At 74.6% G+C, this 15999-nt stretch carries 13 protein-coding genes; 9 read left to right on the forward strand and 4 right to left on the reverse strand.

Features of this window, described 5'->3' with window-relative positions:
• The first annotated feature begins 136 nt into the window (after positions 1–136).
• From B6R96_RS08570 to B6R96_RS08580, 3 genes are all read left to right on the forward strand, one after another.
• Positions 137–1486: a DUF692 domain-containing protein gene (locus B6R96_RS08570; protein ID WP_081522154.1), complete on the forward strand. Its 1350-nt coding sequence runs from the start codon at positions 137–139 to the stop codon at positions 1484–1486.
• Positions 1483–2529: a TIGR04222 domain-containing membrane protein gene (locus B6R96_RS08575; protein WP_107475685.1), complete on the forward strand. Its 1047-nt coding sequence runs from the start codon at positions 1483–1485 to the stop codon at positions 2527–2529. Before B6R96_RS08570 ends, B6R96_RS08575 begins: the two co-directional genes overlap by 4 nt.
• A gap of 172 nt (positions 2530–2701) precedes the next feature.
• Positions 2702–4369, forward strand: a complete 1668-nt coding sequence (locus B6R96_RS08580; RefSeq protein WP_081522156.1) for an alpha/beta hydrolase — start codon at positions 2702–2704, stop codon at positions 4367–4369.
• Positions 4370–4499: 130 nt separating this feature from the next.
• On the opposite strand, the gene hemQ is transcribed toward B6R96_RS08580, so the two are convergent.
• On the reverse strand, positions 4500–5213 hold the full coding sequence (gene hemQ / locus B6R96_RS08585; RefSeq protein WP_030386076.1) for a hydrogen peroxide-dependent heme synthase: 714 nt from the start codon (positions 5211–5213) through the stop codon (positions 4500–4502).
• 4 nt (positions 5214–5217) lie between these two features.
• On the reverse strand, positions 5218–6702 hold the full coding sequence (gene hemG, locus B6R96_RS08590) for a protoporphyrinogen oxidase (RefSeq protein WP_081525030.1): 1485 nt from the start codon (positions 6700–6702) through the stop codon (positions 5218–5220).
• 154 nt (positions 6703–6856) lie between these two features.
• Between hemG and B6R96_RS08595 the strand changes: the two genes are divergently transcribed.
• On the forward strand, positions 6857–7846 hold the full coding sequence (locus B6R96_RS08595; protein ID WP_081522157.1) for a DUF4349 domain-containing protein: 990 nt from the start codon (positions 6857–6859) through the stop codon (positions 7844–7846).
• Between the two features lie 59 nt (positions 7847–7905).
• Positions 7906–9285 (forward strand): FAD-dependent oxidoreductase, encoded by a 1380-nt coding sequence (locus B6R96_RS08600; RefSeq protein ID WP_081522158.1) that lies wholly within the window; start codon positions 7906–7908, stop codon positions 9283–9285.
• Positions 9286–9520: 235 nt separating this feature from the next.
• Here B6R96_RS08600 and B6R96_RS08605 read toward each other — a convergent pair whose 3' ends face one another.
• Complete coding sequence (locus B6R96_RS08605; RefSeq protein WP_081522159.1) at positions 9521–10708, reverse strand: GDSL-type esterase/lipase family protein; 1188 nt, start codon at positions 10706–10708, stop codon at positions 9521–9523.
• A gap of 87 nt (positions 10709–10795) precedes the next feature.
• Entirely contained in the window at positions 10796–11860 is a 1065-nt protein-coding gene (gene hemE, locus B6R96_RS08610) for a uroporphyrinogen decarboxylase (RefSeq protein WP_030386081.1), read from the reverse strand.
• A gap of 91 nt (positions 11861–11951) precedes the next feature.
• On the opposite strand from hemE, the gene B6R96_RS08615 reads away from it, so the two are divergent.
• The 4 genes from B6R96_RS08615 (at position 11952) to B6R96_RS08630 (ending at position 15861) form a co-directional block, all read left to right on the forward strand.
• Positions 11952–12608 carry a DUF3000 domain-containing protein gene (locus tag B6R96_RS08615; RefSeq protein ID WP_030386082.1) on the forward strand — a complete coding sequence of 219 codons (657 nt, stop codon included), beginning with the start codon at positions 11952–11954 and terminating at the stop codon, positions 12606–12608.
• A 273-nt stretch (positions 12609–12881) separates the two neighbouring features.
• Positions 12882–13544 carry a helix-turn-helix transcriptional regulator gene (locus B6R96_RS08620; RefSeq protein ID WP_007267191.1) on the forward strand — a complete coding sequence of 221 codons (663 nt, stop codon included), beginning with the start codon at positions 12882–12884 and terminating at the stop codon, positions 13542–13544.
• 161 nt (positions 13545–13705) lie between these two features.
• Complete coding sequence (locus B6R96_RS08625; RefSeq protein ID WP_078938381.1) at positions 13706–14989, forward strand: HRDC domain-containing protein; 1284 nt, start codon at positions 13706–13708, stop codon at positions 14987–14989.
• 140 nt (positions 14990–15129) lie between these two features.
• The gene (locus B6R96_RS08630) at positions 15130–15861 is read left to right on the forward strand and encodes a ferritin-like domain-containing protein (protein ID WP_053703499.1); all 732 of its coding nucleotides are present in this window, start codon (positions 15130–15132) and stop codon (positions 15859–15861) included.
• Positions 15862–15999: the final 138 nt, after the last annotated feature.

A 15999-nucleotide genomic window follows, 5' to 3' on the forward strand; every position in this document is an offset into this window, starting at 1 on the left:
CTGACGGGCCGGCTCCGACGGGGCCCCGGTCGGCGGGAACCTCAAATGTTCCTCTGAACGTCCCCCTCTGCGGTTGGCGCGACTCCGTCGGGGCCATGACACCGGCACACGGTGCGACGAGAGGGGGCGAGGGGACATGAAACCCATGGCACACCTGGGGGTGGGCATCGGCTGGCGGCCGGAGATCGCGGACGCCGTCGAACGGCTTCCCGGCCTGGACTGGGTCGAGGTGGTGGCCGAGAACGTATGCCCGGGCCACCTGCCCGAGTCCCTGCTGCGGCTGCGCGAGCGGGGCACGCGCGTGGTGCCGCACGGGGTCTCGCTCGGCCTCGGCGGGGCGGACCGCCCCGAGCCGGCGAAGCTCGCGGCGCTCGGCGAACGGGCGGTGGCGCTGGGGGCGCCGCTCGTCACCGAGCACATCGCCTTCGTACGGACCTCCTCGCCGGTGCTGGAGGCCGGGCACCTGCTGCCGGTGCCGCGCACCCGCGACGCGCTGGACGTGCTGTGCGAGAACGTGCGGATCGCGCAGGACTCCCTGCCCGTGCCGCTGGCCCTGGAGAACATCGCCGCGCTGTTCTCCTGGCCGGGCGAGGAGCTGACGGAAGCGCAGTTCCTCACGGAACTGGTCGAGCGGACCGGTGTCCGGCTGCTGATCGACGTGGCCAACCTGCACACCAACCGGGTCAACCGGGGCGAGGACCCGGCCGCCGTGCTGGACGCGATCCCGCTGGAGGCGCTCGCGTACGTGCACGTGGCGGGCGGGATCGAACGGGACGGCGTCTGGCACGACACCCACGCGCACCCGGTCCCGCCGGTCGTCCTCGACCTGCTGGCCGCGCTGCGCTCCCGGGTGGACCCGCCGGGCGTCCTGCTGGAGCGCGACGACGACTTCCCCGCGGAGGCGGAGCTCGCGGGCGAACTGGCCGCGATCCGCGCGGTGGTGACGGCGGGGCCGCCCGCCCCCGGCCGGCCGGCCGTCGCCGGGTCCGGCCCGGCGGCCGCCGAGCCGCGCCCGGACGCGGAGCCGGATCCCGCCGCAGAGCGGGATGCCGCCGACGAGCCGCTTCCGGTCGAGGAGTCGGCCCGGACCCGGGTGGCGCTCGGGCAGGCCGCGCTGCTGTCGGCGCTGGTGGCCGGGACCCCCGTGCCCGAGGGCTTCGACCGCCGGCGGATCCGGGTGCAGGCCCGGGCGCTGGCCGCCAAGCGGGCCGACGTGGTGGCCCGGCTGGCTCCCGAGCTGCCGGAGATCCTGGGCGGCCCGGACCCGTACCGCGAGGCCTTCCTCTCCTACGCCAAGGGCCGCCCGATGACGGCCGGGTACCGCCGGGACGCGCTGGACTTCGCCGAGGACCTGCTGATCCGGGACCTGCCGGCCGACCCCGTCGCCCGGCGCCGGCTCACCGCCTGGTGGCGGGACCGCACCGGGGCCAGGCCGCCGCGCCGGATCGTGCGCTGGGCCCGGGCGCTCGCGGGGAGAGCGGCATGAACCTCCTCGCCGTGGCGATCTGGATCGCCGTCCTCGTCTCCTCCGCCCTGCTGATCACCGGGCTCCGCCGAGCGCGCTCCGCGCCCGCCGGACCCGCCCCCGCCCTGCACGACCTGTCCGAGGCCGCCTTCGTGGTGGGCGGCCCCGGCACCGTCGTGGACGTCGCGCTCGTCTCCATGCTCGGGGACGGCCGGCTGGTGGCCGGCGGTCCGGGCATCGTCCAGGTACGCCCCGGGGCGCGGGCCGCCGACCCCGCCGAGCGGGCCGTCCTCCAGGCCCACCGGGGGGCGCCCTCGGGATGGCTCTACCAGGTGCGCTACACCGCCATGTGCGACCCGGCCGTCCAGGAGATCGGGGACGCGCTGGCCGCCCGCGGGCTGATCACCCCGCCCGGGTCCGGACTGCGGCGCTTCCGCCGCTGGGGTCTGATCCAGGCCCTGGTGTGCGCACTGCTGTTCCCGGTGTCGATGGTGCTGACCTTCGTCGCGCTCGCCGTCGACTCCGGCTCGGCGGTGCCGTTCATCGTGAAGGTGATCTTCGCCCTGGTGGGCGGCATCGTCGTGGGCCTGGTCTGTGCGGCCGGGGCCAAGAGCCGCGTCACCGGGGCCGGGGCGCGTGCGCTGCGCGCGGTCCGCTCCGCCCACCTGAACGACCGGGCCCCGCACGTGCAGACCGCGCTGTTCGGGCTGCGCGGTCTGCGGGACCCGTACCTGCGCCAGCAGTTGGTGCCCGCCGCCCGCGGGACCCGGCTGGCCGCGGCGCAGTCGCGCACGGGCTCCCACGGCACGGGCGGCTCCGCGCACTGGTCCGGGGCCGAGGTGCTGCCGATCGTCTGGTGCGCCGGGAGCGACGGCGGCAGCGGTGGCGGGTCGAGCTGCGGCAGTGGCTCGGGCTGCGGCGGCAGTACGGGCTGCGGCTCCTCGGGCGGCGGCTGCGGCTCGTCCGGCGGCGGCTCCAGCTGTTCGAGCAGCAGCTCGAGCTGCGGCAGTTCGTCGAGCTGCGGCAGCTCCTCGAGCTCCAGCTGCGGCAGCAGCAGCTCCTGACGGCCGGAGGCACGGCCACCGGGCGCGGCTGGCGGACACGATTGGCTGGTACGGCAACCGGGGGCGGAATCCGCGGCAACGGGAGCATCGGCGCCGACACCCGCCGGTGATCCTTTACAACGGCAGCGCCCGGGCCTCTCATCGGTTCATCGGATGAGAGGAAGGAGCCGCCATGCGGACGGGACTCGCAGGTCGCACGGCCCCCGTGGCGGCGCTCGCCCTCCTCCTGTGCGCCCCGGCCCACCTGCCCGCCCACGCCCTGGAGGGCACCCCGCCCGGCTCCCCCGGCGGGACGGCGGCCGAGGCGGCCGAGGCGGCCGGCGCCGCCCTCGTCGCCCGCCGCGCCGCGGCCCGGGGCGGCGGCCTCGACTTCGGCCGCTGCCCCGACGTCGAGGGCCTCTCCGGCCCGGTCCGGTGCGCCACCCTGCGCGTACCGCTCGACTACGCCCGCCCGGACGGCCCGCAGATCTCCCTCACCGTCAGCCGGACCACCGCCACCGGTGCCCGGGGCGCCGCCCGCCAGGGCGCGCTGATCCACAATCCGGGCGGCCCGGGGGCCTCCGGCATGCACTTCCCGCTCGTCGCCGACCTGCCGGGCTGGGAGTCCATCGCCGCCGCCTACGACCTCGTCGGCTACGCCCCGCGCGGCGTCGGCCGCTCCGCCCCGCTGTCCTGCCAGGACCCCGCCACCCGGGCCGCGGGCCCCACCCAGGTACCGGCCGAGCCCTCCCCCGCGTACAAGAGGCAGCGCCTCGCGGCCGCCCGGGCGTACGCCCGCGGCTGCTCGCGGCGGGCCGGCGCGGCCCTGCCGTACTACACGACGCTCGACAACGCCCGCGATCTGGACGTGCTGCGGGCCGCACTCGGCGAGCGGAAGCTGAGCTTCATGGGCGCCTCGTACGGCACCTACCTCGGGGCCGTCTACGCCACCCTGTACCCGGGCCGGGTCCGCCGGATGGTCCTCGACTCGGCGGTCGATCCCGACCCGCGCCGCATCTGGTACCGCAACAACCTCGACCAGTCGGCCGGCTTCGAGCGCCGCTGGTACGACTTCCGCGCCTGGGCGGCCCGCCACCACGACACGTACGGCCTCGGCGCCACGCCCGCGGCCGTGCAGGCGAGCTACGAACGGGTCCGGGACGCGGTGGCCCGTACGCCGGCGGGCGGGGTCGTGGGGACCGGCGAGCTCCGGGCCGCCTACCTCCAGGCCGCGTACTACGACGACGTGTGGCCCGAACGGGCGGCGGCCCTCGCGGCCCACCTGCGCGGCGATCCGGCCCCGCTGACCGCCCAGGCCGGCCCCGCAGCCGACCCCGCGGCGGCGGCCGAGGCCGAGAACGCGACGGCGGTGTACACGGCGGTGCTGTGCAACGACGCCCCGTGGCCCGCGGACTGGGAGACCTGGGACCGTGACCACACCGAACTGGCCCGCAGGGCCCCCTTCGAGACCTGGGCCAACGCCTTCCTGAACCTGCCGTGCGCCTCCTGGCCGGTGCGCGAGCGGCAGCGGCCGGTGGCGGTCGGGGACGGGCCGCAGCGGCTGCCGGCGACCCTGGTGGTGGCGGCGGAGCGGGACGGGGCGACCCCGTACCCGGGCGCGCTCGAACTCCAGCGGCGGCTCGGCGCCGGGGCTTCGCTGGTGACGGAGGCGGGAGCCGGCTCCCACGGAGTGGTCGGCGGACGCAATGACTGCGTGGACCGTCACGTGGAGCGGTATCTGCTGACGGGCGCCACCCCGGGGTGGCGCGTCACGTGCGCGCCGCATCCGGAGCCCGCACCGGTGTCGCTGGACGACCGGGCAGCGGGCGCCCGCAGGGCGCTGCTGCCGCCAGTCGTCTGAACTTCCGGGCGGGATCTCCGGCTGCGTCGTTTCGGGGGCAGGGGCCGTCTTTCGGACCAGCCTCCCGATCCACCGGAGGAACTCACCTGACGGTGTGGTCGTCCTCCGGTCCTTCCCCCCAGGGGAGGTCTCAGGCGAGTCCGGCCACCAGGTCGGCGACGGACTTGCGGCGCCCGGTGTAGAAGGGCACTTCTTCACGGACGTGCATACGGGCCTCGGAGGCACGCAGGTGACGCATCAGGTCGACGATGCGGTACAGCTCGTCCGCCTCGAAGGCCAGCATCCACTCGTAGTCGCCCAGGGAGAAGGAGGCGACGGTGTTGGCGCGCACGTCGGGGTAGCCGCGCGCCATCTTGCCGTGGTCGGCGAGCATACGACGGCGGTCCTCGTCGGGCAGCAGGTACCAGTCGTAACTGCGCACGAAGGGGTACACGCTGACGTAGTCGCGCGCGACCTCGTCGGCCAGGAAGGCCGGGATGTGCGACTTGTTGAACTCGGCCGGGCGGTGCAGGGCCATGTTCGACCACACCGGCTCCAGCGCGCGGCCCAGTCGGGTGCGGCGGAACAGGTTGTAGGCGGTCTGCAGCTCGTCCGCCGTCTCGGCGTGCCACCAGATCATGACGTCGGCGTCGGCGCGCAGGCCGGAGACGTCGTAGGTGCCGCGGACGGTGATGTCCTTGGCGCCCAGCTGGTCGAAGAGCTCCTGGACCTCGTCGGCGTAGCCGGTCCGGTCCTCGGGAAGAACGTCCTTCAGCTTGAAGACGGACCACAGGGTGTAGCGAATGACCTCATTGAGGTCCTTCGCCTTCTTCCCCGCGTTGGGAATCTTCTCTGGTGCAGTCATGTGCCTATTGTCCCGTGCGCTGATCAGTGGTCGGTGCCAGGGGTGCCGTACGCGCGCCCAGCGCGGCGATCACCGTGTCCGCGGCCCTGCCGGCGCTCGCGATGCAGGCCGGAATGCCCACGCCGTCGTAGACGGCGCCGCACACCGCGAGGCCCGGCAGGGCCGCGACGGCGCCGCGGATCCGGGCGACGCGGTCGAGGTGGCCGACCGAGTACTGGGGCAGTCCGCCGTCCCAGCGGGTGACGGTGGAGGCGACCGGCCGGGCCGCCAGGCCGACGGCCTCGCCGAGGTCGGCGAGGGAGACGTCGACGAGCTCGCCGTCCTCGCGCAGCAGGATGCTCTCGTCGGCGTAGCGGCCCACCGAGGTGCGCAGCAGGAAGAGTTCCGGATCCGCTGCCGCCCAGGCCCACTTGTTGCTGGAGAAGGTGGAGGCCTTGATGGTGCGGCCGTCGACGGGCGGTACGAGGAATCCGCTGGCGCCGCCGCCGGAGACGGCCGCCGGCAGGTCGCGGCGGCGGAAGGCCATCGTGATCAGGGCCATCGAGGCGTACTCGACCCCGCGCAGCTCGGCGGCCGCGGTCGGCGCGAGCCCGTCCAGCAGGCGCGCGGCGGCCCCGGCCGGGGTGGCCAGGATCACGGCGTCGGCCTCGATGGCCTCGGCGCCGGCGACCACCCGCCAGCCGTCGGCCGTACGGAGGACCTCGCGGACGGGGGCGCCGGTGACGAGCCGCGCGCCGGCTGCCCGGCAGGCCTCGGCCACGGCGAGCGGGAGCCGTCCGATGCCGCCGTCGATTCCGGCGAAGACCGGGCCGGGCGGCTGGGGTGCGGCCTCGGCCCGGCGCTGGAGTTCGCGTACTCCGTCGCCGAGGAGGGCGTGGGTGCGGGCGGCCTCGAAGAGCTGGGGCACGGCGGCCCGCATGGAGATCCGATAGGCGTCGCCCGCGTAGACACCGCCGAGCAGCGGTTCGACCAGCCGGTCGACGACCTCGCGGCCCAGGCGGGCCGCGACGTACTCGCCGACGGCGACGTCCTCGCCGATCTCGGTGGGCGCCAGCGTGCGCTCGGCCTCGATGCGGGCCAGGCCCTCGGCGGAGAGCACCCCGGAGGCGGCGAGCGGTCCCAGGTCGCCGGGGACGCCCATGACGTGGCCGCGCGGCATCGGCCGCAGTGCGCCGCGGGTCCACAGGTGGGCGGTGGCGGTGGCGGGCGCCTGCACGGATGCGCCGAGGCCGACGGCCTCGGCGAGCGCCACGGCCTCGGGGCGGCGGGCGAGCATGGATTCGGCGCCGAGGTCGACGGGCGCCCCGGCGAGCTCGCCGGCGTACAGCTTGCCGCCGAGCCGCGGTCCGGCCTCCAGCAGGGTGACGCGGACGCCCTCGCCGAGCAGCCGGTGGGCTGCCGCGAGGCCCGCGATGCCGCCGCCGATGACGACGGCGTGGCCCGGGGAGCCCGCGGGCCGGGAGGAGGAGCCCGGCCGATCCGTACGCATGTCCGCTTCGTGCATGGACACATCGTCTCAGATCGATCTCCGAGGCCGGACCGTGACCGCATCGGGATCGGCTCGGGACCGTGGATTCGAAACCCGCGACGGGACTCTGGACGTCGAACCGGCAACACCAGCCGATCCTCGGGGGTTTGCAGCGATGCGCAGCTTCGACAGACACCGTTCCGCGGCGGCCCTGGCCGCCCTCTCGCTGGCCGGGGCGCTCGCGCTCACCGGCTGCGGCGCGAGCGACCAGGGCTCCGCGAGCGACAAGGCGGCGGTGGCGCCCGCCGCCGACGGAAAGGCCCCGGAGGGCGCCGCGGCGGCCCCGGCTCCGGCCGGGTCCGCGGGGGCCGCCGGCTCCGGGTCCGCCGCCAAGAACGACCGGCCGCCGGCCGCGGTCCGCCCGAACGTCATCCGTACGGCGACGCTCGGCATCGAGACGCAGGACGTCCAGAAGACGCTCGCGGCGGCCCGCACGGCCGCCGACGGAGCGGGCGGCTACGTCGGCAACGAGTCCACCAAGCGCGGCGAGGACGGCCGGATGACCTCGACGCTGACCCTCCGGGTGCCGGGCGAGCAGTACGACGCGGTGCTCGGCGCGATGGAGGGCAGCGGGAAGCTCCTGCACCGCAAGGTCGACGCGCAGGACGTCACCGAGAAGGTCGCCGACATCGGCAGCCGTGTCTCCTCGCAGCAGGCCAGCGTGGCGCGGGTGCGGGAGATGATGGGCAAGGCCTCGGCGCTGAGCGAGGTGGTGATGCTGGAGAGCGAGCTGTCGCGCCGCCAGTCCGACCTGGAGTCGCTGCTGGCGCAGCAGACGGCGCTGAAGGACCAGACCGCGCTGGGCACGATCACGCTGGAGGTCACGGAGCCCGCCGCGAAGCCGGAGGCGGAGAAGAAGGAGGAGCCCACCTTCCTGGGGGCCCTGGGCGGCGGTTGGGACGTCTTCACCAAGGTCCTGCGCTATCTGACGGTGGCGGTGGGCGCGGTGCTGCCGTTCGCGCTGACGGCCGTGGTGGTGGCGCTGCTGGTCCGGCTGTACCGGCGGTGGCGTCCGGCGGCCCCGAAGGCGGGTCTGGTTCCGAAGCGGGTGACGGTGCCGGCGGCCCGGAGGGCTCCGGACACCGAGGCCGACGTACAGGACTGAACGCGCGTTCGGCCGTAGCGTGTTCACCATCCAATGGTGGTGAAGGGGCGGTACGGACGATGGCGACGGAAAGACTGGTGGTGGTCGGCGGTGACGCGGCGGGGATGTCCGCCGCGTCACAGGCCCGCAGGCTCAAGGGCCCGGCGGAGCTGGAGATCGTCGCCTTCGAGCGGGGGCACTTCACCTCCTACTCCGCGTGCGGGATCCCGTACTGGGTCGGCGGCCGGGTCGCCGAGCGCGACGACCTGATCGCCCGCACCCCCGAGGAGCACCGGGCCCGGGACATCGATCTGCGGACGCGGACCGAGGTCGTGGAGCTCGACCTTGCCGGATCCCGGGTCCGGGCCCGCGACCTGGACACCGGATCGGAGGGCTGGACGGGCTACGACAAGCTCGTCCTGGCGACGGGCGCCCGCCCGGTCCGCCCCCGGCTCCCCGGGATCGGCGCGCACGGGGTCCACGGCATCCAGACCCTGGACGACGGCCAGCGGCTGATGGACACCCTGCGGCGCACCGAGGGCCGCCGGGCGGTCGTGGTCGGCGCCGGGTACATCGGCGTGGAGATGGCCGAGGCCCTGGTGGAGCGGGGCTACGAGGTCACCGTCCTGCACCGGGGCGCGCAGCCGATGGCCACGCTGGATCCGGACATGGGCGGGCTGGTGCACAGCGCGATGAACCGCATGGGGATCCGTACGGTGTCCCGCGCCGAGGTGACGAAGATCCTCACCGACGCGGAGGGCCGGGCCCGTGCGGTGGCCACGTCGGCGGGCGAGGAGTACGAGGCGGACGTGGTCGTCCTCGGCATCGGGGTGGAGCCGCGCACCGCGCTCGCCCGGGCCGCCGGCCTCCCCCTCGGTCCGTCGGGGGGCATCCTCACCGACCTCTCGATGCGGGTGCGGGGCCAGGAGAACATCTGGGCGGGCGGCGACTGCGTGGAGGTCCTGGACCTGGTCGCGGGCCGCACCCGGCACATCCCGCTGGGCACCCACGCGAACAAGCACGGCCAGGTCATCGGCTCGGGCGTGGGCGGCGGCTACGCGACCTTCCCCGGGGTGGTCGGTACCGCGGTAAGCAAGGTCTGCGACCTGGAGATCGCCCGTACGGGGCTGCGCGAGCGGGACGCGCTGGAGGCGGGCCTGCGGTTCGTGACCGCCACCATCACCTCCACCAACACGGCGGGCTACTACCCGGGCGCGGCGGAGATGACGGTGAAGATGCTGGCGGAACGCCGCACGGGCCGCCTCCTCGGGGTCCAGATCGTCGGTGGCGCGGGGGCCGCGAAGCGGGTGGACATCGCGGCGGTGGCCCTCACCGCGGGGATGACGGTGGACGCGATGGTGTCCCTGGACCTGGGCTACGCACCGCCGTTCTCCCCGGTCTGGGACCCGGTCCTGGTGGCGGCCCGCAAGGCCGTCGCGGCGGTCCGCTCGGCCGTCTAGTGCTGTGGAAACCCGGTGAACCTTGCCGGTCACAGCACTAGGCCGTCTCTTTCGGATCTTGTCGGGTGAGCCCGGGTCGTCCGGTGCCATGGGGTCTCCCCAGGCCCGCCAGGGCCGAGGGGAAGCATCGCAAGGCGGAGGGGCGCCCGTGTACTGGACGTACTCGGGCGCCCCGACAACGCGGCGAGGTGCCGTGCCGGGCGGGACGGGCCCGACAAGACCCGGAAGAGACGGCCTAGGGTGCGGCCGGCGTCGCGAACGGGCCGTCCGCGGCGAAGGCGAGGGCCGCGAACCGCTCGCCCATGCGGCGGTGCGCGGCCGCGTCCGGGTGGAGTCCGTCGGGCAGCGGCAGCTCCACCGCGTCCTGCTCGCCGTAGAGGGCGCGGCCGTCGAGGAGACGCAGGTTCGGGTCGTCGGCCGCGCGCCGGCGCACGATCTCGGCGAGCTCCTCCCGGATGACGCCGAGGGTCAGCTTGCCGAAGGCCCGTTCGGCGGGGTCGCCCGCGGCCCGGAACCGCAGCCGCCCCTCGGCGAGCTCGCTGAAGTCCGGCGCGCTGGGGCCGGGGGTCTCCTCGTGCATGGGGCACAGGATGGGCGAGACGACCAGGAGCGGGACGGTGGGGTGGCCCTCGCGCACGGTGTCGAGGAAGCCGTGCACCGCGGGTCCGAAGGCCCGCAGGCGCATCAGGTCGCGGTTGACGAGGTTGATGCCGATCTTGACGCTGATCAGGTCGGCGGGGGTGTCGCGCAGCGCGCGGGCGGTGAACGGGTCGAGCAGCGCGTTGCCGCTCAGGCCCAGGTTGGTCAGCTCGACGCCGCCGAGGGTGGCGGCCAGCGCGGGCCAGGTGGTGCTGGGGCTGGCGGCGTCGGAGCCGTGGCTGATCGAGCTGCCGTGGTGCACCCAGCGGCGGCGGCCCGTGTCGGGCAGCGGCTCGACGGGGGCGTCCGTGCGCAGGGCCACGAGCTGGGTGATCTCGTTGTGCGGAAGCCAGATCTCGACGTCCTTGGCGCGGTCCGGGAGGCCGGCGAACCGTACGGTTCCGGGCGGGCCGGACCGGGGCCGCACGGCGCCGGTGGCCATGTCCACCTGGAGGACGTTGCCGCCGCCGACGCCGGCCTGCCCGGCCGGCAGGCCGTCGATCAGCAGGTCGTACAGCCCGTCGGGACGGGGCGGGGCGCCGTCGTAGGCCATCTTCGTGCGGAGCGCGTCCAGCTCGATGACGGTGGCCCGGGTGCGGAACACCAGCCGTACGCCGGAGGGCTGCGTCTCGACCGTGGCCAGGTCTCCCTCGGTGAACTGGGCCCGGGCGCGGGCGGGCAGCCGGTGCGGCAGCAGCCCGTGCTCGGTGCGCTCCAGGTCCAGGGCCCCGCGCAGGAGGTCCGGGGTGATGGGCGTGGTGATCCGGTCGGATTCGTGGCTCATGCACACACCCTGCCCGCGGGGTCCTCCCGTACGCCACAGCATTACCGGGCGGCCCTGTTCCGGGTCTGCCGGAACAGGGCGGCGGGTTCAGCGCGCGGTGCGGGTGTGGACGTAGTCCACCAGGCGGGTCAGCGCGTCGGGGTCGGTCGTCGGGAGGACGCCGTGGCCCAGGTTGAAGACGTGGCCCTCCAGGCCGGCGGCGGCCGCGAGGACCTCGTCCGTCTTGGCCTCGACGGCCTCCGGGGTGGAGAAGAGCACCGCGGGGTCCAGGTTGCCCTGGAGCGCCTTGCCGGGGCCGACGCGGCGCACGGCCTCGTCCAGCGGGACCCGGTAGTCGACGCCCATGACGTCCGCGCCGGCCTCGCCCATGAGGCCGAGGAGCTCGCCCGTGCCCACGCCGAAGTGGATGCGCGGGACCCCGTACGAGGCGACGGACTCCAGGACCTTCGCCGAGGCGGGCATCACCGAGCGGCGGTAGTCCGCCGGGGCGAGCGCGCCGACCCAGGAGTCGAAGAGCTGGACGGCGGAGGCGCCGGCCTCGATCTGGACCTTCAGGAAGGCGGAGGTGATCTCCGCGAGCCGGTCCAGGAGGTCGGCCCACAGCTGCGGGTCCCCGTACATGAGGGCCTTGGTGTGCTCGTGGTTCTTGGAGGGTCCGCCCTCGACCAGGTAGCTCGCGAGGGTGAAAGGCGCGCCCGCGAATCCGATCAACGGCGTGGCGCCCAGTTCACCCGTGAGCATGCCGATCGCCTCGGTGACGTACGAGACGTCCTCGGGGGTGAGGTCGCGCAGCTGTGCGAGGTCCTCGCGGCGGCGGATCGGCTGGGCGACGACCGGGCCGATGCCCGGCTTGATGTCCAGGTCGACGCCGATGGCCTTGAGCGGGACCACGATGTCCGAGAAGAAGATCGCCGCGTCCACGTTGTGGCGCCGCACCGGCTGGAGCGTGATCTCGGTGACCAGGTCGGGCCGCATGCAGGACTCGAGCATCTGCGTGCCCTCGCGCAGCTTGCGGTACTCCGGGAGCGAGCGCCCCGCCTGCCGCATGAACCACACCGGGGTGTGCGGCACCGGCTCCCGCCGGCACGCCTTCAGGAAGGCGGAATCGTACGTCTGACTCGGCTGGCCCGTGGGGCGGGTGTTGGCGCTCACGACCCAAATCTTCGCACGTATGAAGAAGTGTCCGCCCCGGCGAGGGTGTCCCTGCGCCGCAGGGGCGCTCGTTCCGCCTAGTCTTCCCCGCATGGCTGCGGCTCAGGGACGATTTTCAGATGGCGCCGAGGGTATGGACAGCGCGAAGGAGAGCTCCGTCCCGCTCCCGTTCCGGCGGGCGGTCGACGGCTTGAAGAAGGCCCGGCTGCGTGCGGGGATCGAGATCGACCCCACGAAACCACCCCAGAGACTGGCGCCGCACGCCTATGCGCTGGAGGCCGCGGTGGTGGACGGCGAGGACGACCTGGCGGACGGCAGGCTGATCCTGCTCCACGATCCGGCCGGGCACGACGCCTGGCAGGGGACCTTCCGGCTGGTGACGCTCGTACGGGCGGAGCTGGAGCCCGAGATGGCCGCGGACCCGCTGCTGCCCGAGGTCTGCTGGTCCTGGCTGACCGGTGCGCTGGACGCGCGCGGGCTGGCGTACGGGGAGGCGAGCGGCACCGTGACCATGGCGGGCTCGCACTACTTCGGCGGGCTCGCGGAGCGGCGTCCGGCCACGCAGATCGAGATCCGGGCCTCGTGGACGCCGCGCGAGGGGGTGGGCGGGGTGCCGGACACCTCGGCGCACCTGTCGGCGTGGTGCGAGCTGCTGTGCCAGATCGCGGGGCTGCCGCCGGTGGGTCCGACGGACACCGCGACGGGTGTGGTCTCCCTGCCACAGCGCCGCGGTCCGCACCACCCGTAGCCGCAGGGCCGTACGGCCGCCGGAAAGGGCGCGCGGCGCAGAACGACTGATCGAGGACCTGGGCGGATTGTCGAAAGACGGCGCCCCTTGCGGGCTTCTGATCAACCGATGATCGATCGTGCGTCCGAATTGCCCGAATTGTTACTCACCAAATCGTGATCATTCCCTAAAGCCGGGCGGGTGACGTGCCGAAGGAGTGAGTGACCATCCGCACGGTTCGCACCGGCTTCCTTCCCCGAGCCGGCCGTCCCGCCACTCCCCCAGGAGGCCTAGGTGTCCGTTCTTCTCGAGCAGCCCGCAAGCCTGGTCGCCTACCGCCCGAACAAGCCGACGGCCATGGTCGTCGTGGCCGACCCGCGCGTCCGCTCCACCGTGACCCGCCACCTGTGGGCCCTCGGAGTACGTGACGTGATCGAGGCGTCGTCCATCGCGGAGGCCCGCCCCCGCGTCGGCAGCCCGCGCGACATCTGCGTGGCCGACGTACACCTGCCCGACGGTTCCGGTCTCACCCTGCTCTCCGAGACCCGGGCCGCCGGCTGGCCCAACGGCCTGGCCCTGTCCGCCGCCGACGACATCGGCGCCGTGCGCAACGCCCTCGCGGGCGGAGTCAAGGGCTACGTCGTCACCGGTACCCGGACCAACATCGGGCTCCCCACCCGGCCCGGCGCCGCCCCCATCGGTGCCGCCGCCGCCCGTATGCACCGCCGCCCCCCGGGTGCCCCGAGCCACCCGGGCGGCTACCGCGAGCTCTCCGGCCGCGAGGTGGAGGTCCTGCGCCTCGTCGCGGAGGGCCAGTCCAACAAGGCCATCGGCGTCTCGATGGGCCTGTCCGCCCTGACCGTCAAGTCCCACCTCGCCCGGATCGCCCGCAAGCTGGGCACGGGTGACCGCGCCGGCATGGTCGCCGTGGCGCTGCGCACCGGGATCATCCACTGACCGGGGGCCGCGACCCCCGGATACCCGCCTCCGGAAACACTGCGGGGGAACCGCCCGGGAGACCCTCGGAGGACGCCGGGAGAACACCCCGCATACCGCTCGCGCCCGTCGACGGAACGTTCCGGCGACGGGCGCGTCGTATACACGGATACCCTTGACCGGTGACCGACGCCCAAGATCCCGCAGCAGACCTGCGCACCACCACCGGGGGCGGCCCCCCGGACGACGTCGTTGTTCCGCCCGGTGGGCTGCCGACTCCCTTGCTGGAGCCCCGTGAGGGGATTCCTCCGGTGGTCGCCGACGCGGACGCCCTCGCCGAAGTGGTCGCGGCCTTCGCCGCGGGCACCGGCCCCGTCGCCGTCGACGCCGAACGGGCCTCCGGGTACCGGTACGGCCAGCGCGCCTACCTGGTGCAGCTGCGCCGCGAGGGTGCGGGGTCCGCACTGATCGACCCGGTGGGCTGCCCCGACCTGTCAGCACTGGGCGAAGCCCTCTCCGGTACCGAATGGATCCTGCACGCCGCCACCCAGGACCTGCCGTGCCTGCGGGAAATAGGCATGGTGCCCACCTCCCTGTTCGACACCGAGCTGGCCGGCCGCCTCGCCGGGTTCCCGCGGGTCGGACTCGGCGCGATGGTCGAGAGCGTGCTCGGCTTCGCACTGGAGAAGGGCCACTCCGCCGTCGACTGGTCGACCCGTCCGCTCCCCGAGCCGTGGCTGCGCTACGCCGCCCTGGACGTCGAGCTGCTGGTGGACCTGCGGGACGCCCTGGAGAAGGAGCTGGACCGGCAGGGCAAGCTCGAATGGGCCCACCAGGAATTCGACGCCATCGCCTCCGCCCCGCCCGCCCCGCCGCGCAAGGACCCGTGGCGCCGTACGTCCGGCATGCACAAGGTGCGCCGACGCCGGCAGATGGCGGTCGTGCGCGAGCTGTGGGAGTCCCGGGACCGGATCGCGCAGCGGCGCGACGTGTCGCCGGGCAAGGTACTGGGCGACGCCGCGATCGTCGAGGCCGCTCTCGCCCTGCCGGCCAACGTGCACACCCTGTCCGCCCTGCCCGGCTACGGGCAGCGGATGGGCCGGCGCCAGCTGGACCAGTGGATGGCCGCCGTGGACCGGGCGAAGGCCCTGCCCGAGAGCGAGCTGCCGCAGCCCGGGGCCACCCCGGCCGGTCCGCCGCCGCCGCGCTCCTGGGTGGACAAGGACCCGGCGGCCGCCGCCCGGCTCGCGGCGGCACGTACCGCCGTCTCGGCGCTGGCGGAGGAGCTCAACCTGCCGCAGGAGAACCTGATCACCCCGGACACGGTCCGGCGGGTGTGCTGGGAGCCGCCGCAGCGGCTGACCCCGGACGCGGTGTCGCAGGCCCTGGCAGGCTACGGCGCCCGACCCTGGCAGGTCGAACTGGTGACCCCGGCACTGGTCACGGCCCTGGCCGCCACCGCCTGACGCGCCCCTGTCCGTGCGAGAGCCCCCGGCCGCGATCGGCCGGGGGCTCTCGCACGTCCGCGCGCAGGGAGTGTCCCGGTTCCGCCACAACGCTCCGACCCGCCTTTTGAACACGCTCAAACCTCGCTAGTTTTTTGAACATGATCAATCGCGAATACGAGGCATGGGTAGGGGACTTCGAGGCCGAGCGGGAGCGCCGCGCCACGCTGGGCGACCCCGCGTGGAGCCGGGGCGCGGCGCTGGATCCGGCGCTCGTGCGGAGCCTGCAGCGGTTCCAGGTGGGCGAGGACGGGGACGGCTCCGCGCTGATCGGGAAGGCGGACCGGGCCGGCGATCCGGTGTACGCCGAGGCGGTGCGGCTGTTCGTCGCGGAGGAGCAGAACCACGCGCGGATGCTGGCGCTGCTGCTGGCGGCCGGGGGCGCGGGCACCCTGTCCGGGCACTGGAGCGACGCGGCGTTCGTCCGGCTGCGCAGGCTCCTGGGGCTGCGGGTCGAACTGCTGGTGCTGATGGTCGCGGAGGTGGTGGCCCTGCGGTACTACCGCGCGGTGCGCGACGGCGCCCCCGATCCGCTGACCGCGGAGGTGGCGGGGCGGATCCTGGCGGACGAGGAACGGCACGTGCCGTTCCACTGCCGGCGGCTGCGCGAGGGGTTCGCGGGACTCCCCGCCCCGGCCCGCCGCGCGGTGGCCGGCGGGTGGCGGGCCCTCCTCGCCGCCGCGACGGTCGTGGTCGCGGTCGACCACGGCCCGGCACTGCGCCACCTCGGAGTGGGCCGCCGTGCGTTCGTCGCGGACGTGATCCGCTCGTCCGGCCCCCTGGCCGGGGCGATGACCACGGCCCCGGGCGAAACCGCCCCCGCCGGAAGGTGAGGCGCGGTGCCCGGGGCGGGGACCCTGCGGAGTGTGACCTTCGCCGCTCCTCCGGGAGGGGGTGTGCACATTGGTTACCCGCAAGTAGCATGGGTCGGGTGAGCGGGCGCTCAGCGACCTATGCCGAACGCCCCCGCG

It is taken from the genome of Streptomyces sp. Sge12, assembly GCF_002080455.1.
Taxonomy (GTDB): Bacteria; Actinomycetota; Actinomycetes; order Streptomycetales; family Streptomycetaceae; genus Streptomyces.